25 protein-coding genes, 1 other RNA gene and 2 riboswitches are annotated in these 24912 nt (G+C 26.8%); of the genes, 14 read left to right on the forward strand and 12 right to left on the reverse strand.

The annotated features are described in order from the left end of the window. Nucleotides 1-99: 99 nt before the first annotated feature. A complete protein-coding gene (locus tag AC4FQ1_RS03195; RefSeq protein ID WP_491168914.1) occupies nucleotides 100-2613 on the forward strand; it encodes a transglycosylase domain-containing protein in 2514 nt (837 codons plus the stop codon). Nucleotides 2614-2839: 226 nt separating this feature from the next. Next, on the forward strand, nucleotides 2840-4243 hold the full coding sequence (locus AC4FQ1_RS03200; RefSeq protein ID WP_303128688.1) for an alanine/glycine:cation symporter family protein: 1404 nt from the start codon (nucleotides 2840-2842) through the stop codon (nucleotides 4241-4243). A gap of 26 nt (nucleotides 4244-4269) precedes the next feature. Here AC4FQ1_RS03200 and AC4FQ1_RS03205 read toward each other — a convergent pair whose 3' ends face one another. Beyond that, nucleotides 4270-5091, reverse strand: a complete 822-nt coding sequence (locus tag AC4FQ1_RS03205) for a hypothetical protein (protein ID WP_491168915.1) — start codon at nucleotides 5089-5091, stop codon at nucleotides 4270-4272. 179 nt (nucleotides 5092-5270) lie between these two features. Between AC4FQ1_RS03205 and AC4FQ1_RS03210 the strand changes: the two genes are divergently transcribed. Beyond that, nucleotides 5271-5645, forward strand: a complete 375-nt coding sequence (locus tag AC4FQ1_RS03210; protein ID WP_303128691.1) for a YtxH domain-containing protein — start codon at nucleotides 5271-5273, stop codon at nucleotides 5643-5645. Next, nucleotides 5645-5965, forward strand: a complete 321-nt coding sequence (locus AC4FQ1_RS03215) for a hypothetical protein (protein ID WP_303128692.1) — start codon at nucleotides 5645-5647, stop codon at nucleotides 5963-5965. Before AC4FQ1_RS03210 ends, AC4FQ1_RS03215 begins: the two co-directional genes overlap by 1 nt. A gap of 13 nt (nucleotides 5966-5978) precedes the next feature. Here the strand turns inward: AC4FQ1_RS03215 and AC4FQ1_RS03220 are convergent, their stop codons facing one another. Continuing rightward, entirely contained in the window at nucleotides 5979-7064 is a 1086-nt protein-coding gene (locus AC4FQ1_RS03220) for a GNAT family N-acetyltransferase (protein WP_491168916.1), read from the reverse strand. 420 nt (nucleotides 7065-7484) lie between these two features. Here AC4FQ1_RS03220 and AC4FQ1_RS03225 point away from each other — a divergent pair, with 420 nt between their 5' ends. From AC4FQ1_RS03225 to AC4FQ1_RS03250, 6 genes are all read left to right on the forward strand, one after another. Next, on the forward strand, nucleotides 7485-8024 hold the full coding sequence (locus tag AC4FQ1_RS03225) for a helix-turn-helix domain-containing protein (protein WP_303128698.1): 540 nt from the start codon (nucleotides 7485-7487) through the stop codon (nucleotides 8022-8024). Between the two features lie 37 nt (nucleotides 8025-8061). After that, complete coding sequence (potA, locus tag AC4FQ1_RS03230; RefSeq protein ID WP_303128699.1) at nucleotides 8062-9117, forward strand: spermidine/putrescine ABC transporter ATP-binding protein; 1056 nt, start codon at nucleotides 8062-8064, stop codon at nucleotides 9115-9117. Further along, the gene (locus AC4FQ1_RS03235) at nucleotides 9110-9946 is read left to right on the forward strand and encodes an ABC transporter permease (RefSeq protein WP_303128700.1); all 837 of its coding nucleotides are present in this window, start codon (nucleotides 9110-9112) and stop codon (nucleotides 9944-9946) included. The genes potA and AC4FQ1_RS03235 overlap by 8 nt, the downstream gene beginning before the upstream one ends. Beyond that, nucleotides 9940-10722 (forward strand): ABC transporter permease, encoded by a 783-nt coding sequence (locus AC4FQ1_RS03240; RefSeq protein ID WP_303128701.1) that lies wholly within the window; start codon nucleotides 9940-9942, stop codon nucleotides 10720-10722. Before AC4FQ1_RS03235 ends, AC4FQ1_RS03240 begins: the two co-directional genes overlap by 7 nt. Next, nucleotides 10723-11784, forward strand: coding sequence for an ABC transporter substrate-binding protein (locus tag AC4FQ1_RS03245; RefSeq protein WP_303128702.1), 1062 nt, complete (start codon nucleotides 10723-10725; stop codon nucleotides 11782-11784). Between the two features lie 65 nt (nucleotides 11785-11849). Continuing rightward, entirely contained in the window at nucleotides 11850-12122 is a 273-nt protein-coding gene (locus tag AC4FQ1_RS03250; protein ID WP_303128703.1) for an acylphosphatase, read from the forward strand. A 189-nt stretch (nucleotides 12123-12311) separates the two neighbouring features. On the opposite strand, the gene AC4FQ1_RS03255 is transcribed toward AC4FQ1_RS03250, so the two are convergent. Next, nucleotides 12312-13634 (reverse strand): alanine/glycine:cation symporter family protein, encoded by a 1323-nt coding sequence (locus AC4FQ1_RS03255; RefSeq protein ID WP_303128705.1) that lies wholly within the window; start codon nucleotides 13632-13634, stop codon nucleotides 12312-12314. 78 nt (nucleotides 13635-13712) lie between these two features. Beyond that, a riboswitch (glycine riboswitch) is annotated at nucleotides 13713-13801 on the reverse strand. A gap of 2 nt (nucleotides 13802-13803) precedes the next feature. After that, a riboswitch (glycine riboswitch) is annotated at nucleotides 13804-13885 on the reverse strand. 165 nt (nucleotides 13886-14050) lie between these two features. Between AC4FQ1_RS03255 and AC4FQ1_RS03260 the strand changes: the two genes are divergently transcribed. Further along, nucleotides 14051-14845, forward strand: a complete 795-nt coding sequence (locus AC4FQ1_RS03260) for an HAD family hydrolase (RefSeq protein WP_491168917.1) — start codon at nucleotides 14051-14053, stop codon at nucleotides 14843-14845. A gap of 37 nt (nucleotides 14846-14882) precedes the next feature. Here the strand turns inward: AC4FQ1_RS03260 and AC4FQ1_RS03265 are convergent, their stop codons facing one another. Then, the gene (locus AC4FQ1_RS03265; protein WP_491146790.1) at nucleotides 14883-15842 is read right to left on the reverse strand and encodes a D-2-hydroxyacid dehydrogenase; all 960 of its coding nucleotides are present in this window, start codon (nucleotides 15840-15842) and stop codon (nucleotides 14883-14885) included. 139 nt (nucleotides 15843-15981) lie between these two features. Between AC4FQ1_RS03265 and AC4FQ1_RS03270 the strand changes: the two genes are divergently transcribed. Continuing rightward, nucleotides 15982-16350, forward strand: coding sequence for a DUF1667 domain-containing protein (locus AC4FQ1_RS03270; protein WP_303128708.1), 369 nt, complete (start codon nucleotides 15982-15984; stop codon nucleotides 16348-16350). 131 nt (nucleotides 16351-16481) lie between these two features. On the opposite strand, the gene AC4FQ1_RS03275 is transcribed toward AC4FQ1_RS03270, so the two are convergent. Further along, nucleotides 16482-17342, reverse strand: coding sequence for a TraX family protein (locus tag AC4FQ1_RS03275; protein ID WP_491146789.1), 861 nt, complete (start codon nucleotides 17340-17342; stop codon nucleotides 16482-16484). A 111-nt stretch (nucleotides 17343-17453) separates the two neighbouring features. Here AC4FQ1_RS03275 and AC4FQ1_RS03280 point away from each other — a divergent pair, with 111 nt between their 5' ends. After that, nucleotides 17454-18320, forward strand: coding sequence for a 50S ribosomal protein L11 methyltransferase (locus AC4FQ1_RS03280; protein WP_491148127.1), 867 nt, complete (start codon nucleotides 17454-17456; stop codon nucleotides 18318-18320). Between the two features lie 83 nt (nucleotides 18321-18403). Next, on the forward strand, nucleotides 18404-19588 hold the full coding sequence (locus AC4FQ1_RS03285) for a 3D domain-containing protein (RefSeq protein ID WP_303128710.1): 1185 nt from the start codon (nucleotides 18404-18406) through the stop codon (nucleotides 19586-19588). 35 nt (nucleotides 19589-19623) lie between these two features. On the opposite strand, the gene AC4FQ1_RS03290 is transcribed toward AC4FQ1_RS03285, so the two are convergent. From AC4FQ1_RS03290 to rpoD, 7 genes are all read right to left on the reverse strand, one after another. Next, nucleotides 19624-20523 (reverse strand): N-acetylmuramoyl-L-alanine amidase, encoded by a 900-nt coding sequence (locus AC4FQ1_RS03290; RefSeq protein ID WP_491168918.1) that lies wholly within the window; start codon nucleotides 20521-20523, stop codon nucleotides 19624-19626. Nucleotides 20524-20672: 149 nt separating this feature from the next. Beyond that, nucleotides 20673-21317 carry a putative ABC transporter permease gene (locus tag AC4FQ1_RS03295; protein ID WP_491168919.1) on the reverse strand — a complete coding sequence of 215 codons (645 nt, stop codon included), beginning with the start codon at nucleotides 21315-21317 and terminating at the stop codon, nucleotides 20673-20675. Between the two features lie 135 nt (nucleotides 21318-21452). Further along, nucleotides 21453-21793, reverse strand: an RNA gene (gene rnpB, locus AC4FQ1_RS03300) — RNase P RNA component class A. Nucleotides 21794-21840: 47 nt separating this feature from the next. Then, a complete protein-coding gene (locus AC4FQ1_RS03305; protein WP_491146786.1) occupies nucleotides 21841-22104 on the reverse strand; it encodes a hypothetical protein in 264 nt (87 codons plus the stop codon). Between the two features lie 59 nt (nucleotides 22105-22163). Then, nucleotides 22164-22958, reverse strand: coding sequence for a Nif3-like dinuclear metal center hexameric protein (locus AC4FQ1_RS03310; RefSeq protein WP_491146785.1), 795 nt, complete (start codon nucleotides 22956-22958; stop codon nucleotides 22164-22166). A gap of 18 nt (nucleotides 22959-22976) precedes the next feature. Continuing rightward, the gene (locus tag AC4FQ1_RS03315; RefSeq protein ID WP_491146784.1) at nucleotides 22977-23675 is read right to left on the reverse strand and encodes a tRNA (adenine(22)-N(1))-methyltransferase; all 699 of its coding nucleotides are present in this window, start codon (nucleotides 23673-23675) and stop codon (nucleotides 22977-22979) included. A 108-nt stretch (nucleotides 23676-23783) separates the two neighbouring features. Continuing rightward, nucleotides 23784-24887, reverse strand: coding sequence for an RNA polymerase sigma factor RpoD (rpoD, locus tag AC4FQ1_RS03320; RefSeq protein WP_303128578.1), 1104 nt, complete (start codon nucleotides 24885-24887; stop codon nucleotides 23784-23786). Between the last annotated feature and the right edge of the window lie 25 nt (nucleotides 24888-24912).

Below are 24912 nucleotides of genomic sequence, written 5' to 3' on the forward strand. Positions count from 1 at the left end.
AAACACCTTTTTATTGAGTTATTGGTTTAATAATATTATAATTATGCTATAATGGATAAGAATATTATTTATTAATTTTAAAATAATTGGGAGGATGAGATGGCAAATAAAAAAGACTTAAAAAAAGATAAAGATAATACTAATAGCCAAGCTCCACAAAAGAAAAAATCTACTAAAAAGAACATTTTTAAATGGGTAGGGCTTAGCATATTATTTTTAATATTAGCCGTAGCCGTAATAGGAGTTGGATATGTTGTAGCTGTTGTGAAAAACACTCCACCTATAGATATTAATAAAGTTGTTAATGTCGACCAAACCCTACAAGCATATGATAATAACGGAAAATTTATGGCCTCTTTACATGGAAAAGAAGATTATCAAAAAATAGAATCAAAAAATATACCTAAAAATCTTAAAAATGCATTAGTTGCTATAGAAGATGAAAGGTTTTATGAACATGATGGTATAGATGTTAAAAGAATACTTGGTGCTGCTGTTAATGACGTTGTTTATATAGTTACAGGAAAAGGCGGAATTCAAGGAGCATCTACTTTAACTCAACAATTAGTTAAAAATACTCTTTTGACCAACGAAAGATCAATTGAAAGAAAAGTTCGTGAAATTTATCTTTCACTTCAAATCGAAAAAATGCTATCAAAGGATGAAATACTAACAGCATATCTTAATCATTTCCCCGTAGGTGGTGTAGCATACGGCGCTCAAGCTGGTGCTAAAATGTATTTCAATAAAAATGCTAAAGATTTAAATCTTATAGAATGTGCTTACTTAGCTGGTGTTACTCAAGCACCAACAACTTACAGTGGTTATACACAAAAAAATCCTTCTGTTTATATTAACAGAACAAAACTTGTGTTATCTAAAATGCTTGAGCATAAATATATAACTCAACAAGAATATGATAAAGCAATAAAGGATTTAGATAATGGAAAACTTAAATTTAAGAAATCTAAAGTAGACTACAGATTACCATATGAAGATTTTATTTATGCTTCTGTAGATCAAGTAAAAAAAGATTTAAAGAAAAAATATAAATATAGTGATGAGCAAGTTGAAAGCTTAATTCAAGCTGGTGGACTTAAGGTTTATACAACAATGGATAGAAGCTTACAAGATTATACTCAAAAAGTACTAGATAATTATAATAATTACAATATTCCAGGTTATGATAAATTAAATAAAGATGGTGTTCCACTACTTCAATCATCTGCTACTATAACTGATTATAAAAATGGTGAAGTATTAGTTTTAGTTGGTGGAAGAGGTAGTCAAAGTGCTCGTTCATTAAATAGAGCTTATAGTTCATTAAGATCAATAGGTTCTACTACAAAACCATTTACTGTATATGGACCTGCAATTGACACAAAAAAAGCAACTGCTGCTACTACAATTGATGATTCACCAATTCCTGAATCAGTATCATCATATAGACCTAGTAATGCAGGTAAAACCTATAAAGGATTAATTCCTTTAAGAGAATCTTTAAGAATTTCAAGTAATGTAGGTTCTGCTTTAACTCAAAAAATGGTTGGAGATGAAACTTCACTTTCATATGGAGAAAAATTCGGAATTAAATATTCAAATGGTTCAAAATTCCCTTCCACTTATGCTTTAGGACAATTTGATAATAGTTCTACTGACCCAGATGGAGCCAACACATTTATAATGGCATCTGCTGTTGGAACTTTTGGTAATGATGGAGTATATGTTGAACCTAGACTTTATACTAAAGTTGTTGATTCTAATGGAAATGTATTATTAGAAAGTAAAAAAGAAGATAAAAGAATATTATCCTCTCAAGCTGCCTATATAATCTATGATATGATGAAAGGACCTTTAACTTACAATGCTACATATGCTCAACTTGGAGCTATGCCTGCTGCTGGTAAGACTGGTACTACTACTGATAATAAAGATTATTGGTTTGTTGGATTAACTCCTCATCTTAGTGGTGCAGTTTGGGTTGGTTATGATAATCAAGCTTCCATAAAAGGTGGTGGATCTGGTGCTACTGCATCAAATCTTTGGGGAAAAATTATGAGAAAAGCAAATGAAGGTTTAAGTACAAAAGATATTGATAAACCATCTGGAATTGTAGAAGTTTCTGTATGTAAAGATTCTGGATTACTTCCTACTGATCTTTGTAAAAATGATCCTAGAGGAAATCAAGTTTATACTGAATTATTTATTGAAGGAACTCAACCTTCAAGTTACTGTGAAACTCATGTAAGTGCTCAAATTAATAGTTCTAATGGTTTGTTAGCTACAAATAACACCCCTGCTGGTTTAGCAGCAAGTAGAATTTTTATAACAAAAGATTATAAAAATCCAGTTACTGCCGATTATAAATATATACTTCCAACTTCTTATGATAATTCAACCTATACACCTACGGAAGATAAAAAGGATAAAGATAAGAAAGACAAGGAAGACGAAAAAGATAAAAAACCAAATGAAAATAAAAAGCCTGATTCAAATGAAAATAATAATGAAACCACTAAACCAAATGAAGGAACTACTCCTGAGCAAAACAATAATCAAAATAATAATAAACCATCAAATACTCAAAATAACTCTAATAAACCTAACAATTAACAGTTTAAATAAGCATCTTTTTAAAGATGCTTATTTTTTATATACATATGAATAAAACATCTCTTTTTCTTGCAATACTGTTGTATTTTCAATGATTTTTACTTATTTTTACTGATTATTTTAATCTATATGAAATTTAGTTAATCACTTCTTGCATTTTATGTTTTTTTATTATATACTATAATCAATAATTATTTAGAATATTATTTTAGAAGGGAGATTTTTAATGAATTTACTTAATGATTTCATATTAAAATTCAATGATATTTTGTGGACATATATTTTAATAGCTATGCTATTAATTTTAGGTATTTATTTTTCTTTTAAAACAAAATTTGTACAATTTAGATATATAAAAGAAATGTTTAGACTTCTTGGAGATGGATTTTCAGCAGATAAAAAAAATGGAAGTATATCATCATTCCAAGCATTTTGTATAAGTACGGCTTCAAGAGTTGGTACTGGAAACTTAGCTGGTATCGCTATTGCAATTTCTGTTGGAGGTCCTGGAGCTATATTCTGGATGTGGCTTATAGCACTTATAGGTGCAGCATCAAGCTTTGTTGAATCTACTCTAGCACAAATATATAAAGAAAAAGCTGAAGATGGCTCTTTTAGAGGTGGACCAGCATATTATATGCAAAAAGGTTTAAATAAAAGATGGATGGGTGTTATATTCTCAATACTTATAACTATAGCTTTTGGTTTAATATTTAACTCAGTTCAATCTAATACTATAACATTAGCATTTAAAGATGCCTTTGGCGTAGATAGATTAATTGTTGGTATTATACTAACTTTAATAACACTATTTGTAATATTTGGTGGTGTTCACAGAGTTGCAAAGGTATCAGAAGTTATTGTTCCTATAATGGCTTTAGCATATATTGCAGTTGCTTTATTTATATTAATAATAAATATAACTGAAGTTCCTTCTATATTAAAATTAATAATAGAGAATGCTTTTGGATTTAAAGAATTTGTTGGTGGTACACTTGGTGGAGCGTTGCTTATGGGTATTAAAAGAGGACTTTTCTCAAATGAAGCTGGTATGGGTAGTGCACCAAATGCAGCTGCAACAGCAGATGTAAGCCATCCTGTAAAACAAGGTCTTATCCAAACATTAGGAGTATTTACAGATACAATTATAATTTGTAGTTGTACTGCATTTATAATTCTTTTATCAGGTGTTAATTATTTAGATAAATCAGTTACTGGAATTCAACTTACTCAAAGAGCTTTAAGTACACAAGTAGGCCCTTGGGGGAATACATTTATAGCAATATGTATACTACTTTTTGCCTTCAGTTCAATTGTAGGTAATTATTACTATGGTGAATCTAATATAGAATTCCTAAGTAAAAATAGAGTTATATTATATGTATATAGATTTTTAGTTGTTGGAATGGTATTCTTTGGATCAATAGCAGAAATAAATATAGTTTGGAATTTAGCGGATGTATTTATGGGACTTATGGCTGTAACAAATCTAATAGCAATTACCCTTCTTAGCAAACAAGCCTTCTTAGCATTAAAGGATTATCAAGACCAAAAGAGATCTGGTATAAAAGAACCATTATTTAAAGCATCTAATATACCTGGTTTAAAAAATGTTACTGAATGGAAATAGAAAAAGCAGATCATTTGATCTGCTTTTTATTTAACTTCTATTTTATCTATAACATTACTAATAATATTTATTATTTTACCTGATTTTGCTGATATAAAAAATATTTTATCAGTCTTTTCATTTGAAACTTCTACAACATAAGCCAATTCTAATCTTTCATTTTGTGCGCTATTACAAAAAGCTAAATATGAATTTGTCTTTATATGCCCTTCTTTTTGTACTTTATTAAAAAAGTTTAAAGCGATTTTTTCAGCATTATTTTTTGATATATTTATTTTTATACTTTCATGATCACTATTCTTAGTCTTATTTATATATCCTTGTAATTTTCCAGTATTTTTATTTATATTCAAAATTACCTCTTGCGAAAAATATGGGTATCCTTCTTCATATTTTAAAAATATAACAGAATAAAAATTAGAATCTTTATTTGTATAATTTTTATCTATTTCTTTTAATTTATAATTGCTTCCATCTATTTTATTTATATATTTTTTAGCAATTTTTACACTTTCATCTAATATTATATTAATTTTATTATCAGTTTTTCTCTTATCAACAAAACTTATAATTTTATTATCTTTATTTATTTCTATCATATAAAACTTGCTTTTTAATAAATAAATCTCTTCATCACTTTTTTCTAAATTTCTTTTTTCTATATTGAATCTTATCTTTTTCTTTTCCTCTTTAATAATATTATTTTCACTTAATGTATTAATAAACTCATTTCCAAATTCTATTTTTTCATTTCCCTGTCCATGAAAAATATGTAAAATTAATGGAATAATTAATAACAACAAAAATATTATAACTAAATAAACCCATTTACCCTTGATATAACTCATCTTATCCCCCACACAAAATATTACTTTGTATAATTATTTTACACTATAGTTCACTTTTTGAAAATATAATTTAAACCTTTATGAACATTGTTATAATTATAATCAAATTCTATATTACATAATATTTTTTATAGTATAATTAAGATAATAAAACTATCAAATTTTAGGAGGGTATATATATGAGCTTATCAAAATTAATTGAACAAAAAAGAAAAGAAAAAATTAGACAATCTCAAAAGAAAACAGCTAAAACTTTAGTAACTGGAGTTGCTTTTGGTGCATTAGCTGGAGCTTTAAGCGGTGTATTATTTGCTCCAAAATCAGGTAAGGAAACAAGAAACAATTTAAAGGATACTGCTAAAGATGTTAATGAAAAAGTAAAAATAGCAGCTAACAAAGCATCTAATACTTGTAAAGAAAATGTACTAGAAGCTAAAGCCAAAATAAAAGATTATTTAAATAATAAAAATATTCAAGATTTATCAACTAAAGAAAATGAAGAACATCTAATAGATGAAGTTAAAGAAGAAACAAATTCAGAGGTTAATAACTAATGTATATTAATTTACTTGATTTATTTTGGATAGTTATTGGTATTTTAGGTATAGTTGCATTAGTTTTCTTAATAATTTGTCTAATAAAATTATCTACTATTTTAACTAATGTAGATACTATTTTGACTAATAATAAAAAAAATATAGATACTACACTTAATAATGTAAAAGATTTTTCTGATAATGCAAAAGATATTTCAGATGTTGCAACTGAAGCAACTGCTGATGTTATTGTAGCAAAAGAAAATTTACAAGGACATTTAGAAACAGTAAGAGATATTGCAAACATTGTTTCAGGAGTATTTTTAAAAAATAAGTAGGAAAAATACTTTCCTACTTATTTTTTAGTCCTATATTATAAGCTAATTTTTCTTCTAAATCATTTCCGCCTATTTTTTTAATTAAGTTTAAATATAACTCTATATTTCCCATTACATTTTTACTCAACATTATTTTCCCATTATCTGTATAATTTCTTTTTACTAATCTAAAATCATTTTTTTCTATATCTAGTCCATCTATCCAATCTCCATAAGGAACTAAAACGCCTTTTAATTCATTACAATTTGCTAAATAATATATTCCTTCATTAATAGCACATATAAAATCACATTCTTTATAATACTTTAATATATAATTTATTATCTTTCCTTTACTACTTTCATCTATTATTTTATTTCCACCTGGTATTATAATTATATTAGGTTTAATGTCATTTTTAGTTATACTTAAATTAATATTTTTACTAATATTTATATTATTATCAATTGCTATACCATATACATTAAACATTTTTCTTCCAAGTATAGTATTAGCTTTTGAAAACAATTCCTCTGCCATAGTATAATCTAACATATTCATATTCTTAATCATTAATACTCCTATGTTAGTATTTTTGCTTTTATCAAAATTCAAAAATCCTGATTTACTAATTCTTATAATTGTAGTGTTTCCAAATTTTTTAACTTCCTCAAACCCTATTTTTTGAGCTACCCTTTCCCCTTCTAATGTTGATACTTTATCCATAAGCATGTCCCCACCAAATTCGGTAAAATAATATTCTAGAAGTAATCTAACAGCTTCTTCTCCATATCCATTATTTCTATAATTATAATGTATTTTCACATTAAACCTTGCAATTTTTGTTGCAGAATCATATCCGTGAAAACTAACTTCTCCTATTGGAGTATCGTTATTATCATATACTAAACAATAAAAATTCTTTCCATCAGTTGGGTTAACCATTTTTTTATAAAACATATCCCACTTTTCTTCTGTAAAATAAAAAACTCCTCCAATATCTTTCATAGTTTGTTTATGAGCCCAAAGCTCTTTAACAAACGATAATTCATTATACTCAGGTTGTTTTATATATACCTTTTTACCATTCCTTCTATATAATCCGTCTCTCAGTTTCATTATAATCACCTTTATCTAAAAATTCACCCTTCTCAATTTATAGAACAATACTTATTTTATATTAATTATATCAAACTTTTAATGTTTTTTTGTATATTAATAAATTTTTTATTATTTTAGAAATTGTATTAATTTATTATTATTTTTTAAAGTGACACTATATCAAGTTTTTAATATACAAAGTTAAATGTTTTATCTTAGTATTACTAAACTTTATTTACGTTTTTATTAAACTTATTTTTACAGTAAATGCTGTATCCTTTTATTATCAATGAATCTAAAGAAAAAATTTTTTTATTTTTTTATTAAATATATTGATTTTTAAACATATAATAATTATAATTATTCTTGTTTGTTTAGTAATCTTAAACTTTATGTTTAGTAAAAGTTATATTTTAAAACAGAAATGTGGTGTGAAAAATGGAAATAGGCGATAAAATCAGAAGTCTTAGAATTGCTAAAGGTCTCACACAAGAAGAATTAGCTAATAGATGTGAATTATCTAAAGGATTTATATCTCAAGTTGAAAATGATTTAACTTCACCATCTATTGCTACATTAGTTGATATTTTAGAAATCCTTGGAACTAATTTAACCGAGTTTTTTAGTGAAAAAGGAGAAGAAAGAATAACATATAAAAGTGATGACATGTTTGAAACTGAAGATGAAGACTTAAAGTACAGCTTAAAATGGTTAGTTCCTAGTGCTCAAAAAAATGATATGGAGCCTATTATGCTAACTTTAGAGCCTAATGGCAGATATATAGAGGAAGAACCTCATGAAGGGGAAGAATTTGGATTTGTCTTAAATGGAAGTATAATTTTACACTTAGGTGAAAAAAGATATAAGGTAAAAAAAGGAGAAAGCTTTTATTTTAAACCTAAATTAAATCATTATCTTTCAAATCCAGGTAAAACTACTGCAAAAGTTATTTGGATAAGTACTCCCCCATCATTTTAGATTATTTATTAAGACTATATAGAAAGAGGTGTTTATTGTGAAAGATAACATTCTAGAATTAAAAGGTATAAGTAAAAAATATGAAGATAACGAGGTTCTAAAGAAACTTGATCTTAATATAAAGAAAAATGAATTTTTAACACTTTTAGGTCCTAGCGGTTGTGGTAAAACTACTACCCTAAAAATAATTGCAGGATTTGAAACAGCAGATAGTGGTAAAGTTATTTTTGATGATAAAGATATGGCAAGCCTTCCATCTTATAAAAGACCTGTAAATACAGTGTTCCAAAAATATGCTTTATTTCCTCATATGAATGTGTTTGATAATATAGCCTTTGGTTTAAAAATAAAAAAATTACCAAAGGATGAAATAAAAGAAAAAGTTACTGAAATGCTTAAATTAGTTGCTCTTAGTGGTTTTGAAAATAGAAAAATAGACTCTTTAAGTGGTGGACAACAGCAAAGAGTAGCAATTGCAAGAGCATTAGTTAATGAACCTGAAGTTTTACTTCTTGATGAGCCTTTAGGTGCATTAGACTTAAAACTTAGAAAAGAAATGCAAATAGAGCTTAAAAAAATTCAACAAAGACTTGGTATTACATTTATATTTGTAACTCATGACCAAGAAGAAGCTCTTACAATGTCAGATACTATAGTTGTAATGAATAAAGGTGTTATTCAACAAATGGGAACACCTCAAGATATATATAATGAACCTGCTAATGCATTTGTTGCTGATTTCATAGGTGAAAGTAATATAGTTGATGGTGTTATGCTTTGTGACTATAAAACTGAATTTTTAGGAAAAATATTTGAAAGTGTTGATTTTGGATTTGATAAAAATGAAGAAGTTGATATAGTTATAAGACCTGAAGATATTAAAATGGTTAAAGCTTCAGAAGGTATGCTTAAAGCAAAAGTTATATCTGTTATTTTTAAAGGAGTTCATTACGAAATAGAAATAGAAGTTGAAAATTGTAATGATAAATGGATTATTCATAATACAAAATCAGCTGAAGTTGGATCAACTATTGGAATAGATATATATCCAGAAGATATTCATGTAATGAAAAAGGTGAGAGAATATGAATAAAAGAAGTAGATTAGCAGCTTATCCTTACATAGTATGGAGCGTATTATTTATTGTTGTTCCTTTAATTATGATTTTATTTTTTAGTTTTACTATAGATACAGGTTCTGGTTATAAATTTTCACTTGAAAATTTTGAGAGGCTTATGAATCCTATATATATTAGAATATTTGGTCGTTCAATGTATTTGGCATTTATTTCTACTGTATTATGTTTAGTTATAGGTTATCCTGTTGCTTATATAATATCAAAAATGCCTGAATCAAAGAGAAACCTAGTAATAATGTTATTTATTCTTCCTATGTGGATGAATTTCTTACTTAGAACTTATGCTTGGATGCCTATATTAAGCAGAAATGGTATAGTAAATAACTTTTTAGGGTTATTTGGAATTGAACCAATTCAATTTTTATATACTAATGGTGCTATTTTACTTGGTATGGTTTATAACTTCTTACCATTTATGATATTACCAATATATACAGTATTATCTAAGCTTGATCAAAATTTAATAAATGCTGCATATGACCTTGGAGCAAACAAAAAGCAAATCTTTACTAAAGTAATATTGCCTTTAAGTATGCCAGGAATTATTTCTGGAATAACTATGGTATTTATGCCGGCTGTATCAACTTTTGTTATTCCAAGACTACTTGGTGGTGGAAAAGATATGTTAATTGGTAATGTTATAGAACAACAATTTACAACATTAAGCGATTGGCACTTTGGATCAGCACTTGCAATTATACTTATGATTCTAATATTAATATCAATGGCTTTAATGTCTAAATTTGATAGTGAAGAAGCTGAAGGCGGTGGTCGTTTATGGTAAATAGATTACACAATTTTATAAAAAGATTTTATTTGATTATAATTTTTATATTTTTATATGCTCCAATAGTTACTTTAATGGTGTTCTCATTTAATGATTCTAAATCAATGGGACATTGGAGTGGTTTTACATTAAAGTGGTATAAATCACTTTTTCAAAATGATGCATTAATGGAAGCTTTATACTATACAGTTTTAATTGCTTTAATTGCCTCTATTATTGCTACTATTGTAGGAACTATAACAGCTATTGGAATTAGTAGAATGCGTGGAAAAAGCAAAGCTTTATTACTTAATATAAATAACCTTCCTATTATAAATCCAGATATAGTTACTGGTATAGCTTTAATGAGTTTATTTATATTCTTAAAATTTGATTTTGGATTTAATACAATGCTTCTTGCTCATATATCTTTTGATATACCATTTGTAATATTATCAGTTCTTCCTAAAATAAAACAACTTCCTGATAATACTATAGAAGCAGCAATGGATCTTGGTGCTACTCCTTGGTATGCACTTAGAAAGGTTATAATACCTCAAATTAAGCCAGGAATATTTGCTGGATTTTTAATGGCATTTACTATGTCAATTGATGACTTTGTTATAAGTTTCTTTACAACAGGTCCTGGGGTTACAAATCTTTCAATAGAAATTTACTCTATGGCAAGACGTGGTATTAAACCAGAAATTAATGCACTTTCTACACTAATGTTTGTTACAGTTCTTATACTACTTCTTATAGTTAATAAAAAGAAAAAAGTAGAGGTGAATTAAATGAAAAGAAAAAAGATTTTATGCACTACTATTGCCCTACTTGGAATAATAGCTACTACTCTTTTTACTGGGTGTAGCAATTCTAGTGCTAGCACTAATTCAGAAAACTCAAAAATATTAAATATATATAACTGGGGAGATTATATAGACCCTGATTTAGTTGATAAATTCCAAGAAGAAACTGGAATAAAAGTAAACTATAATACTTTTGATACAAATGAAACTATGTATTCTAAAATAAAAGATGGATCTAGTAATTATGACCTAATTGTTCCATCTGATTATATGATTGAAAAAATGAGAAAAGAAAATCTTTTAGAAAAAATTGATTATAAATATATTCCTAATTATAAATATGTAGGTAAACAGTTTAAAGACTTGCCTTATGATCCACACAATGAATATTCAGTTCCTTATATGTGGGGTACAGTAGGAATTGCTTATAATAGTAAAATAATAAAAAAACCAGTAGATAGCTGGAATATACTTTGGGATAAAGATTATAAAAATCAAATTGTTATGGTTGATTCAGTTAGAGATGCTATGGCAGTTGCATTAAAAAAACTAGGATATTCCTTAAATACTACAAATCCAAAGGAAATTGATAAAGCAGCTGAAGAACTTAGAAATGAAAAGCCTTTAGTTCAAGCTTATATGGTAGATGAAGTTAAAGATGCTTTAATAAGTGGTGAAGTAGCTGTTGCACCAGTTTGGTCTGGAGATGCTATGTATATAATGGATGAAAATCCTGATATTAAATATGTAATTCCAAAAGAGGGTTCTAATCTTTGGTATGATGCTTTAGCAATTCCAAAAGGAGCTAAGCATAAAAAAGAAGCTGAAGAATTTATAAACTTTTTATGTGAACCTGAAAATGCATTAAAAAATGTTGAATATATTGGATACCAAACACCTATTACTAAAGCTTATGAAATGCTTCCTCAAGATGTAAAAGATAAATATCCTACTGAAGAAGAACTTAAAAGATGTGAAGTATTTAATGATTTAAGTCCTAAAGCGTTAAGAAATTATAATGATGCATGGATTAAAGTTAGGTCATAATAAAAAAGCAATCAGAAATATGATTGCTTTTTTACAATTATATATTAATTAGGAGGTACTTTATAATGATTAGAATAAAAGTTTTAGTTAGTGGTCATGTTCAAGGTGTAGGCTTTAGATTTTTTACTCAATATGAAGCATCTTTACTTAATCTAACTGGATTTGTTAAAAACTTATCTGATGGAAATGTTTATTTAGAAGCTCAAGGAGATAAAAATAATATTTTAAAATTCATAAATAAAATAAAAAAAGGTAATGGCTTCTGCAAAGTTAAATCTATTTCTATTGATGAATTAACTCCTATTGATTCTGATAAAAAATTTAAAGTCTTATATTAAATTTTATATAGTATTTTCTTTAAATCTATATAAAGGTTAATACATATAATTAATTTTAAATGCTTATTTAATTCTGTTTCTTTTAAATATTTTAATTATAATTTGAAAACATTATATTCTAATATATTATGTATATAAAATTTATACTTTTATAAAATAAAAAGAGTCAATTTTAAATTGACTCTTTTTTTAATCCAAAAATTTATTTGTTTCATCAAAAATTACTTTTCTAAGTGCTATTATAGCAATAAGGTTTGGTATTGCCATAAGACCATTTACTATATCTGCTGATATAAATATAATATCTAATGATATAAATGCTCCAATAGCAACTAAAATTATGTAAATTATTTTAAATGGAATTATCGCTTTTTCACCTAATAAATACTCTATACATTTTTCACCATAATAATTCCATCCAAGTATTGTTGTAAATGCAAAAAATACCAATCCTATATTAACTATATATTTTCCAACATAAGCAATTGGTAACCCAACCTCAAATGCAGCAGTAGTTAAACTTGCTCCATCAATTGAAGAATTAAATGTTCCAGTTAATACAATTACAAGTCCTGTCATTGTACATATGATTATTGTATCAAAAAATGTTCCTGTCATTGATATTAATCCTTGTCTTGCTGGTGAGTTTGTTTTTGCAGCAGCTGCTGCAATTGGTGCACTTCCAAGTCCAGCCTCATTTGAAAATACTCCTCTACTAATGCCTTTTTGCATAACTATAATTATTGATAGTCCAGTTACTCCTCCCATAGCTGCTTTTGGATTAAATGCACTTTCAAATATAATATGTAAAGCTTCTGGAATACTTTTAAAATTAAATATTATTACTAATATAACTCCTAAAATATAAAACAATGCCATAAATGGAACAACAGCTTCTGATACTTTGGATATTCTCTTAATTCCACCTAATGTTACTAAAGTAACAAGAACAGTAACTATAATAGCTGTTATAATAATTGGTACATTAAAACTATTTTTTAATCCTTCTGATATTGAATTTACTTGAGCAAAAGTCCCTATTCCAAATAAAGCCACTAAAACTCCAAATAAAGCAAAAAGTTTTGCAAGCCACTTTATACCCATACCATTTTGTATATAGTACATAGGGCCTCCTTTTACTACTCCATTTTCATCAAATTCCCTATACTTTATAGCAAGCACTCCTTCAGCATATTTAGTAGCCATTCCAAAAAATGCTGCAATCCACATCCAAAGTAAAGCTCCAGGTCCTCCTGCCTTTATAGCAGTTGCAACACCAACTATATTTCCTGTTCCAATAGTTGCTGAAAGTGCTGTACATAAAGCTCCAAAACTAGATACATCACCTTTTGCTCCTTCTTCTTTTTGAAATATAAACTTTATAGCTTGTGGAAGTTTTCTAATTTGTATAAACTTAAGTTTATATGTTAAATAAATTCCTGTACCTAATAATAACACTAAAAGTGGTGGACCCCATACAATAGAGTCAATTGTTCTTAATATTTTTTCCATAATAAAAAAATCCCCCTAATTTATCATTTTGGAGGAGATTAAATAAAGCTAAAATATATAAAATTAGCTTCAAAAAATCCCCTGTCCTTTTACCTGAGAGTTTCAGCATAGAAATTTATGCCTTGCTCCTTCGGTGCTCAAAAGAAACTTTTGAGTCTCTCCAGAGGCTCGTCCAGTAGCGGTCCTACAACCTGAAAGATTTTTCCTCTTCGGTGGACTAATTAAATCAGTCTCTCTCCCACTACCTTCATCCGAACGTATTTAATTTTATTTAATTATATATATAACTTATAAATAAATCAAGTTTTTTTAAAATAAATTATCATATTGATATTTATAACAACATCCTACTATTATTAAATAATAATTTATGATATTATAATAATTATTATTTACATAAAGAAAAGGTGGTATACATGATAAAATTAATCGCATCTGATATGGATGGAACTTTATTAACTCCAGAAGGAAATGTTCCTAGTGAGTTTTTTGATATATTAAAGAAATTAAAAGAAAAAAATATAGAATTTGTTGTAGCTAGCGGAAGACCTTACAAAACTTTATATGAAAATTTTAAACCTATTTCTGATGAAATATCCTATGTATCAGATAATGGTGCAATGGTAGTTGAAAATGGAAAAATTAAATCTATAGAAGTTATGGATAAATCATCTGTAATAAAAATTGTAGATGCTTGTAAAAAGATTAAAAATTCTGTAGCTATATTTTGTGGCGTTAAAAATTTTTATCATATTGATTGTTCTGAAAAATTTACTGATGAAATAAATAAATATTATTTAGATAATACTATAATAGATTCTTATGATTACATAAAAACTGTTGATGATGAAATATTTAAAATTTCTATATGTGATATGGATAATGCAATGACAAATTCATTTAAACTAATGAATGATATTTTAGGAAATGAATTTAAAATAGTTGTTGCCGGTAAATATTGGACTGATATAACTAATAAAAATGTTAATAAAGGCAATGCCATAAAAAAAATTCAATCTATAAATTCTATATCTCCTAAAGAAACCATGGTATTTGGAGATTATTTTAATGATATTGAAATGCTTAAGAGAGCACATTATAGTTATGTTATGGAAGACGCTTTAGATGAAGTTAAAAAACATGGTAATTTTATAGCTAAAAGTAATAAAGAAAATGGTGTAATTCAAGTGATTAATGAACTAATAAATTAAACTTAAAAAGGTTGCAATTAAATTGCAACCTTTTTATTTAAAGTTCTACTCTATTTCTAATTTCACCTTTATTAAAAGCTCTTATATTTTCTATTAAATCATTAAATAATCTCTCTCTAGCCTCAACACTCGCCCAAGCAATATGTGGTGTTAACACTAATCTATCCTTATTTTTTACTGATAATAAAGGATTTTTACTTAATATAGGCTCTACTGAAAATACATCTAATGCAGCTCCTGCAATTTTTTCCTCATCAATTGCTCTTGCTAGATCTTCTTCTACAATAATTGGTCCTCTTCCCATATTAACTAGAAAAGCTTCTCTTTTCATTTTTGATATATTTTCATAATTTATTAATCCTTTTGTGTTTTCATTTAATGGTGCATGTATTGAAATTATATCTGAAGTTTTCAAAAGTTCCTCAAACTCCACTCTTTTATAAGATGAATTATTATTTTTACCTGATGTTGAATAATAAATTACATTCATTCCAAAAGCTTCACAAACTTTTGCAACTCCTCTTCCTATTGCTCCAAGCCCTATTATTCCCCATGTCTTTCCTGATAAATCATTATATGGTTTATCTAGATTTGTAAACATTCCTGAATTTGAGTAATTGCCTGACTTTACAAATTCATCATAATAATTTATTTTATCGTATAAATGCAACAATGTAGCAAATGTATGTTGAACAACAGTATTAGTTGAGTAACCAGCTACATTTGTAACCGCTATATTTGTATTTTTAGCATATTCAATATCTATATTATTAAACCCTGTTGCCATTTCACATATAAGTTCTAAATTTTTACATACTTTCAAATTATCTTCATTCAAAACTACCTTATTAGTAAGAATTATATTAGCGTCTTTAATTCTTTCTAATACTTCATCCTCTTTAGTCATTCCATATACTTTAAGGCTACCAAATTCCTCAAGCAAGCTGTAGTTCATATTTCCTAAAGTATTCCCATCTAAAACTACTATACTCTTCAAAAATTATCACTCCAATTCATTTATGAATTTTAACTTTATTTTACCATATTTTTTTGAATAAATTTCAAACATATGTGTAAAAAAATAAATTTTTGACAAAAATCATAATATAAATCAAATAGAAAGGAGCAATATTTTCATGGAAAATAAAGAATTAGTTTGTTTAGCATGTGATTATTCTTGTACTCTATTACTAACTTTAGAAAACTCTAAATTAATAGGTATAGAAGGCAATAAATGTAATAAAGGAGTGTTATATGCTAGTAAAAGATGTATAGTGCCCTCTAGCATAGTAAAAACTATTATTAAAGTTAATAACGGCTCTTCAAAAACATTGACAGTCAAAAGTGAACTAGGAGTTCCAAAATCTCTTATTTTTTCTATTTTAAATGAATTAAAAGATTTAACTGTAAATGCTCCTATAAATAATGGAGATATAATAAAAGAAAATATTTGTAATACAGGAATAAATATAATAGCCGAAGGTAACGTAAAATTATATTCATAATTTTAAAGTTTAAACGTATACTTAGTAATAACAATACCTCTCTAAAAAATTATAAAATATTTCTAATAGCTAATGTTTAATTAAAAGCCCAATTAAAATTTTTAATTGGGCTTTTAATATTTATTTTAATTTTAAATTAATACTGATAATAAATATAGAATCCATAGTTGCAATGGATAAAATACGTAAAAAAACCATCTAAAGTCTTTTCCTTTTTTTCCATTATATATGTATATAAACGGTATAGTAAATATAATCATCCACTGAGGATATTTTAATAAAGCTTCAATATTAAATCCTGGGAAAAATAATGCCGAAAAAACAAAAATCGCAAGATACATATCTCTTCTATTATTAAAACATTTATAAAAAATGAAAACAAAAGCAGGTCCTAATATTAAAGACTCAGTAAATATTCCAAGTGATGTACCAACTAAAACTTTTACAAAAGCCTTCTTAAAATCCTTACCTCTAAATTCTACTAATCCATTTAACATTATAAATCCAGCTGATAAAGCTAAAAACATATTATTTGGCATAATATATACTTTATTATAGAATGCATACCTTAAAATATATCCTCCACATACTATTAAAAAAATAATTATAGATGTCATTTTATCTGATATTATTTTAGATTTTAAAGTTATTACTAAAATAGTCACCATAAAAATTAAAACTAATAAACTAACTACATATGATAGTAAATTAAAATTACTATACATTAGATTGTTTCCATCTACCCCTTTTAATATTAAAACAGATAATATTAAATTTCCTATAAACATTATTTCAGCTGCTACTAATAATCTTTTTTGATAATTATTTTTTGAAGACGTTTTAAAATATCCTTCTACTAAAAGATAAAAAAATATTGGCATAACAACTCTTCCTACATAAGTGAACCAAAAAGGTGCTCCATCAAAGAAAAATCTTATACTATCCAATACCATAAATAGTACCATTAATAATTTTAGTTTAAATCTGTCCATCTCTTTCTCCTTTGTATTTATTCCACATTAATAAATTATACATCTTTAACCTTTACATTAAAAGTCTTTTGTAATACTATAACTAATATATAATATTAAAGAGGTGACATGATGAAAATTTTATCTTATAAAGTTAAATATAATGAGGTAGATGACATAATTACAAAATTACAAATAAACGATATTTTTAATGTATTTTATGAAAATCCATTAGAAATAACAACAGATGAATTTGGATATGGTTATATTGAAAAAGATAATGAACCTATAATTTTAAAAGTAGCATATGATGAAGAACTTAATAAATTTGATGAATTTTTGAAAAGAATAAATTTAATATTAGATAAAGAACCATCATCAATCGAAGAAGTAAATTATGAATATGAAGAATTTAGTATACCACCTATTGTTATAAATGATAATTGGGTTTTAGCAAGTCCAGAAGAAGAAGTTCAAGGGAAAAATAAAATAAACTTTATATCTCAAGGGGCCTTTGGAACAGGACTTCATGAAACAACTCAAGACTTATTATCTGTAATACTTGAGAAAGACTTTTCTAATAAAAGAGTTTTAGATATTGGTACTGGATCTGGAATTCTTTCTCTAGCAACTGCTATAAAAGGTGCAAGTGAAGTTGTAGCACTAGATATTAGAGATGTTTATGATGAAGTTATGTTAAATGCATCATTAAATAATATAAATACTATAAAAGTTTTAGTTGGAGATGCTATATCAAATGAAGTAAAAATTGATGGATTATTTGATTGGATTTATATAAACATAGGAGGAGCTGAAACCGAAATGTTTATGCCTATTATAAATAAACATTTAAAACCATCAGGTAAACTGTTAGTTTCTGGGCTTGTAGAATGGAGTTTTGACTCTGTAAAATCTATTGTAGAAGCTAATGGTTTTGTTATGAATGAAAAGTTACAAAGCCAAGAATGGTGTACAGCAATATTTTCAAACATTAGATAATAATTGAAATTAATTTCCTCATTTTTTATTATTGTGCTATAATACTACTTAATATCGGGTTTTCTTCTAAAGGAGGTATTCATATGAAAAAAATATTGATATGTTTTTTTGCTATGTTAGCTTTAACTATAAATTTGGCACTTCCTGCATTTGCAGATCCAAAAGATAACATAGAAAAAAGTAAAGCTGAGTACAAACAACTAAGTGAGGAAATTAAAAATTTAGATAATAAAATAGCAAATTTAGATTCAGAAATAAATAAAATAAATACGAGCATTGATAACAATAAAGTAAAAATTAATTCAATCGAAAAAGAAATTGATACTACAAAAGGTAAAATAGATGAAACAAAAGAAGATATAGCTAAAGGACAAGCTATCTTATCACAAAGATTGCGTTCCGCTTATAAATCTGGTAGCTACTCCATTTCATCATATATTACTTTTCTATTTCAGTCAAAAGGGCTAAGTGATTTAGTTGGTAGAATTGAAGCAGTTGAAAAACTTGTAAGTGCTGATAATGATACAATTAATGAACTAAAAACTAATGAAAACAACTTACAAAATGATATAAAAAATTTGATAAACCAAAAAAGTGAAATATTAAAGCTTAATGATGAAAACTCTAAAAATTTAAAAACCGTTGTTTCTAAACAAAGTGAACTTAAAGAAGCTAAGGCTAAATTTGATTCTCAAAAAGCACAAGTTGAATCAGTTATAAAAGAAAATGAATTAAAACTTATTTCTTATCCAATAAATACTATAAATTCATCTTCTTCATCAATTAACGATTTACAAAATGCAGTTGAAACATTAAAACAATTATTACCTCAAATATCTACATCATCAGTTATAGATGAAGCTAAATCTTATATTTCAAAAGGAAATGACTTAATTAGCAAAAAGAAAGAAGCAGAAAAAACACCTGCTACTCCAAATAATAATTCTAATACACCTAGCAAACCATCTAGCGGTAAAAAAACTTTATCAATGGAAGCTACAGCCTATTCGGGTCATACTACTACTGCTATGGGGTTAAAGCCAGTTAGAGATCCAAATGGTATAAGTACAGTAGCTGTAGATCCAAATGTTATTCCTTTAGGAAGTAAAGTTTATGTAAGTGGTTATGGATATGCAATTGCATCAGATACTGGTGGTGCCATTAAAGGAAATATAATTGATTTATTTATGAATTCAGAAGCCGAATGTACTCAGTTTGGTAGACAACAAGTTACAGTAACTATAATAGCTTATCCAAATGAATGGTAAAAAAATAGCCAAGCTAATAAAAGCTTGGCTATTTTTTATTTCTTATATAAAGCCTTCCAAGTATTCTTTCCAACTATTCCATCAACTAATAATCCATTATTTTTCTGAAATAATCTTATTTCCCTTTCTGTAACATCTCCAAAATATCCATCTACCCCATAAGGACTTAAACTATATTTATTAACTAAAAGCCTTTTTTGAATCAACTTAGTTATATTACCACTGCTATATTTTCTTAATATTATACAAGCATCTAATGTTTTCTCTCCAAAATACCCATCTATATTAAGACCCTTATTAAATTGTTTGTTCAACTCTAATTGAAGTTTTTTAACTTCTTCTCCACTTATAGATTCTTGCCATAAAGGTTTAGTTATACTTATATTAGACTTATTTTCTTCTACTACTATTTCTTTTCCTATTAATCCTTCTGCTATATTTTTACCTATTTTATCATAACCTAAAGCTTTATATAGTTGTACATCTTTAACAGCTTCTACAAAACAAACCTCTATTATCATAGCCTTCATAATTGTATGCTTAAGTTCATAAAGATTTTTATTATTTTTAATTCCTCTATTTTTAAATCCAAGTTTCCCTAAATTATCTACTACTCTTTTTGCCTCTATAAAATTATCATTATAAGTGAGCACTTCTGATCCTATAGCACCATCATATTTATTATATGCTTTATTAAAATGACAACTCACAAATAAATCTACTTTTAACTCATTAGCCTTATTTACTCCATAGGCTAATTCTTCTCCGACAGTTTTATAAGAATCACTTGGAGTTAAATCTACAACATCTATTTTTGCAATTTTTAAATATTTAATAATTGAATCTTTTATATTTCTATTTTCTTTTGTTTCATCTAATATTCCTTTAGAACCTGGTACTGAAAAAGTGTGCCCTGCCCTTATTGCTATTTTCATATAAACCCTCCTTTTTAACTTTAGTAAATACTTAAATTAATAAAATATTTATCTATATATAAGATATGCATAGTTTATATTTTTTCAACAAATAAACAAAAAAACATTAATATATAAAATATTAATGCTTTTTAAAATTACTTATTTTTCTATTTTGGAAAAATCATATTTGGATATACTTTCTTCAAATATGAATTTGGATAATGCTCATCTAAAAATCTATCTATTGCATTATTAGCTTTAACGTGATTTATTCTTGCAACTTCTCTTCTTACAGCAAGTGCAGATAATATTATATTAGGTACCATAATTATTATAAAAATATAAGTCCAAATTTTTATTGTTTTATTTGAAAAATGATTAATAATTTTATTAAATAAAGGATATATTTCTTTTATAAAAAATAATCCTAATATTCCCCAAAATACACAATATTCAATACTTGTTCTTCCATTAATGCTAAGTGCTTTACTTGTATAATCCCATGATATTGTTCCTACCATCTTTTGCTGTACCCATGAACAAGTATACTCAAAAAAACCACCTAAAACTGCACTTATTAAAAATATTATAAATCCATCCCATTTTGCAATTTTATATAAAAGTATTGTACAAAGAACACAACCTATACCATATACAGGACTAAATGGACCATATAATAACCCTTGTCTACTTTCAAAATACCCATTTCTTATGAAACACCAAATCATTTCCACAGCATATCCTAAAATCGAACCTATCATAAATATCCAAATTAATTTATAAAAATTTATTTCTTTTTTTGAATTAAACATATACTCTTCTCCTTCCATAATATCAATATAAAAATAATATCATTATATTAAATATTTAAAGAAAATTTCCTTTTAAATTTTTTTTAATTTTAAACATAAAAAGAAAAACACTAGGTAATACCCTAGTGTTTTTCATATATGAGATAAGCCATAAGCGGAGTTCTGTATTAAGCAATCATCTATCTAGGCTTACTATTGCTAGTAAGCTCAAGCGACACACCACGAAACGGGACGGGCAGCCCCAAAATGTTTCTTTCTCGGTCTTGCTCCAAGTGGGGTTTACATAGCCATAATGTCTCCATTATGCTGGTGAGCTCTTACCTCGCCTTTCCATCCTTACCTAAAAATAGGCGGTATATTTCTGTTGCACTATCCTTCGAGTCGCCTCGACTGGCCGTTAGCCAGCACCCTGCCCTATGGAGCTCCGACTTTCCTCTCCTAGCTCTAAGGCTAGCAGCGATTGCACGTCTTACTCACATTGTATATACTATCATATATTTTTTCATTTTACAAATGAAATTTTTTACAACTCACAAAGTAAAAGTAATATTATAAGCAATAATGCCATTATAACTACTCCAGTTAATCCAACTCCAAATAATAATAATGCACAAACCATTGCACCACAAACACAACATTTTGCTGGAGTAAACCAACAAAAAAAGATTGATTTTTTAAATTCATTAAAAGGAGATTTCCCCCTTGATCCTAAATTTCTAAATCCGCTCATAAATTTATTAAAGCCATTACTTTCACTATTCATCTTATACTTTGACTTCTTACCCATAGCACCATCCATTAAACATTATTATTATTTAATATATGATGATATAACTCATTTGTTAACTAAACAAATGTATATGGATCTTTATTAACTTTAGATTCTATAAACTTTATTTCCATAAATTTATCTTTTAATGGTTTTATTGCCTCTAAAAAAGCTAACCATTCAGTCCCAAAATGTCCTGCATCTATTATAGTTATTCCAAGTTCTTTATAATCAGATGCAAAATGATATGTAGTATCTCCTGTTATTATACAATCTGCTCCTAAATTTACTGATTCACTTATAAAATCTTGTCCACTACCATTTATTATAGCTAATTTTTTTACATATTCATTTCCTGTAACAACTCTTAAACTTTGAATACCAAGTTTTTCTTTTATTAAAGCAACTAAATCTTCTACTTTTAAATTATCTTTTAAACTTACGATTCTACCAAGTCCAGCTTCAGAAAACTCACTATTTTTTGATTTTTCTATTATCATATCAGAATCAAACCCTAATATTTTTACTATCTTATCATTTATTCCATTTTGAACTGAATCTAAATTAGTATGACTTGAATAAAGAGATATATCATTTTTTATAAGTTCAATTATTTTATTTCCAAGCAAATCATTTTTAACTATTCTATTTGGTTTTCTAAATATTAATGGATGATGTGTTATTATCATATCACATTTATTTTCAATAGCCTCTTTTATTACATTATTTGTACAATCAAGAGCTAATAAAATCTTAGAAACTTCTTTTTCTTCATCCCCAACCATAAGACCTACATTATCAAAATCTTCTTTAAGTACTTCTGGAGCTATTTCATTCATAAATTTTTTTATATCTTTAACTTTTATACTCATAAATCTCATCTCCAAATATTAATTATTTATATATTGAGCTAAATTATTTAATATATCTACCTTTTCTTTTAATTCTTTTTTTCTTTCTATAGCACTTTCTGTATCATCATCTATGAAATTTAAAATTTTATTATACTTTTCAATTTTAGAATTTATGTATTCTTTCATTACTGGATGCTTATCTCTTAATAACTTAGGGCTAATTTCATAATATATTTTATCTAATTCTGTAACTTCCCCATCTTTAACCCTAACTTTAAATAACTCATAATATTTTTCTTCATCTATACATAAATCTTCTTCAATTACCTCATAACCATTTGTATAAAGGTATTCTCTTAATACTTCTGGATTTTGAGCTGGTTGAAGTATTATAAATTCAAAACCTTTAGCTTTTTCTTTATCAGCTTCAAGTATATCTCTTATTAAATTCCCTCCCATTCCAGCTATAACTAATCCTTGTGCTTCTCCTTTTTTTATAGGATCAAGACCGCCTCCTAGTCTAACCTCAACATTTTCATCTACTCCTTCAAATATTGAATTTAGCTTTGCTTTATCTAAAGGATCTTTATTTATATCTGTGGCAATAGACTTTTGGCATATATTTTTTGATACTGCATATATAGGAATATATCCGTGGTCAGTTCCAACATCTACTAAAGTTTCGCACTTATCAATATAATTAGCTATTAAATTTAATCTTTTACTTAATTCCATATGTATTCTCCTATTTCCTAATGATGATTTATTTTCTTTTGTTTTAAGTATATATTATATCATAAATTTAAAATTAAAATAGCACCACATTTTGGTGCTATTTTAAGACTAATCTAAATAGTCCTTAAGTTTTTTACTTCTTGATGGATGTCTTAATTTTCTTAAAGCTTTTGCTTCTATTTGTCTAATTCTTTCTCTAGTTACGTTGAACTCTTTACCAACTTCTTCTAGAGTTCTTGCTCTTCCATCATCTAAACCAAATCTAAGTCTTAATACTTTTTCTTCTCTTGGAGTTAAAGTATCTAATACATTTATAAGTTGTTCTTTTAGCATTGTAAACGCAGCTGCTTCAGCTGGAGCTAAAGCATCATCATCTGGTATAAAATCTCCTAAATGGCTATCTTCTTCTTCTCCTATTGGTGTTTCAAGTGAAACTGGCTCTTGAGCTATTTTTTGAATTTCTCTGACCTTTTCAACAGGTAAATCCATAACTTTTGAAATTTCTTCTGGGAATGGATCTCTACCTAATTCTTGAAGTAATTGTCTTTGAACTCTTATAAGTTTATTTATAGTTTCAACCATATGAACTGGTATTCTTATAGTTCTTGCTTGATCTGCAATAGCTCTTGTAATCGCCTGTCTTATCCACCAAGTAGCATAAGTTGAAAATTTAAATCCTTTTCTATAATCAAATTTTTCTACAGCTTTTATAAGACCTAAATTACCTTCTTGTATAAGATCTAGGAAAAGCATGCCTCTTCCTACATATCTTTTAGCAATACTTACAACAAGTCTAAGGTTTGCTTCTGCAAGCTTTTTCTTAGCATATTGACTTCCTTCTTCAATTTGATTTGCAAGTTTAATTTCTTCTTCTGAAGATAATAAAGGTACTTTTCCAATTTCTTTTAAATACATTCTAACAGGGTCATCTATAGCTATACCTTCTGGTACACTTAAATCTAATTCTTCTTCAGCCTCTTCAACTTCTGCATGTGGTTCCCCAGTTACTTCTATTCCCATTGATTCTAATACTTCATATATTTTTTCTATTTGTTCTGGACTTAATTCAATATTGTCTATTTCATCCATAATTTCTTTATAAGTTAAGGAACCATTCTTTTTCCCTTTATCTATTAAATTTTTAACTACAACCATTTTTTGATTTCTATCTTTTTTTTCTTCTTTACCTTTAACTTTTGTTTTTCCTGCCATAATTTGTTACCTCCTTCCGTCATGA

It is taken from the genome of Clostridium sp. TJA020 (assembly GCF_058310295.1).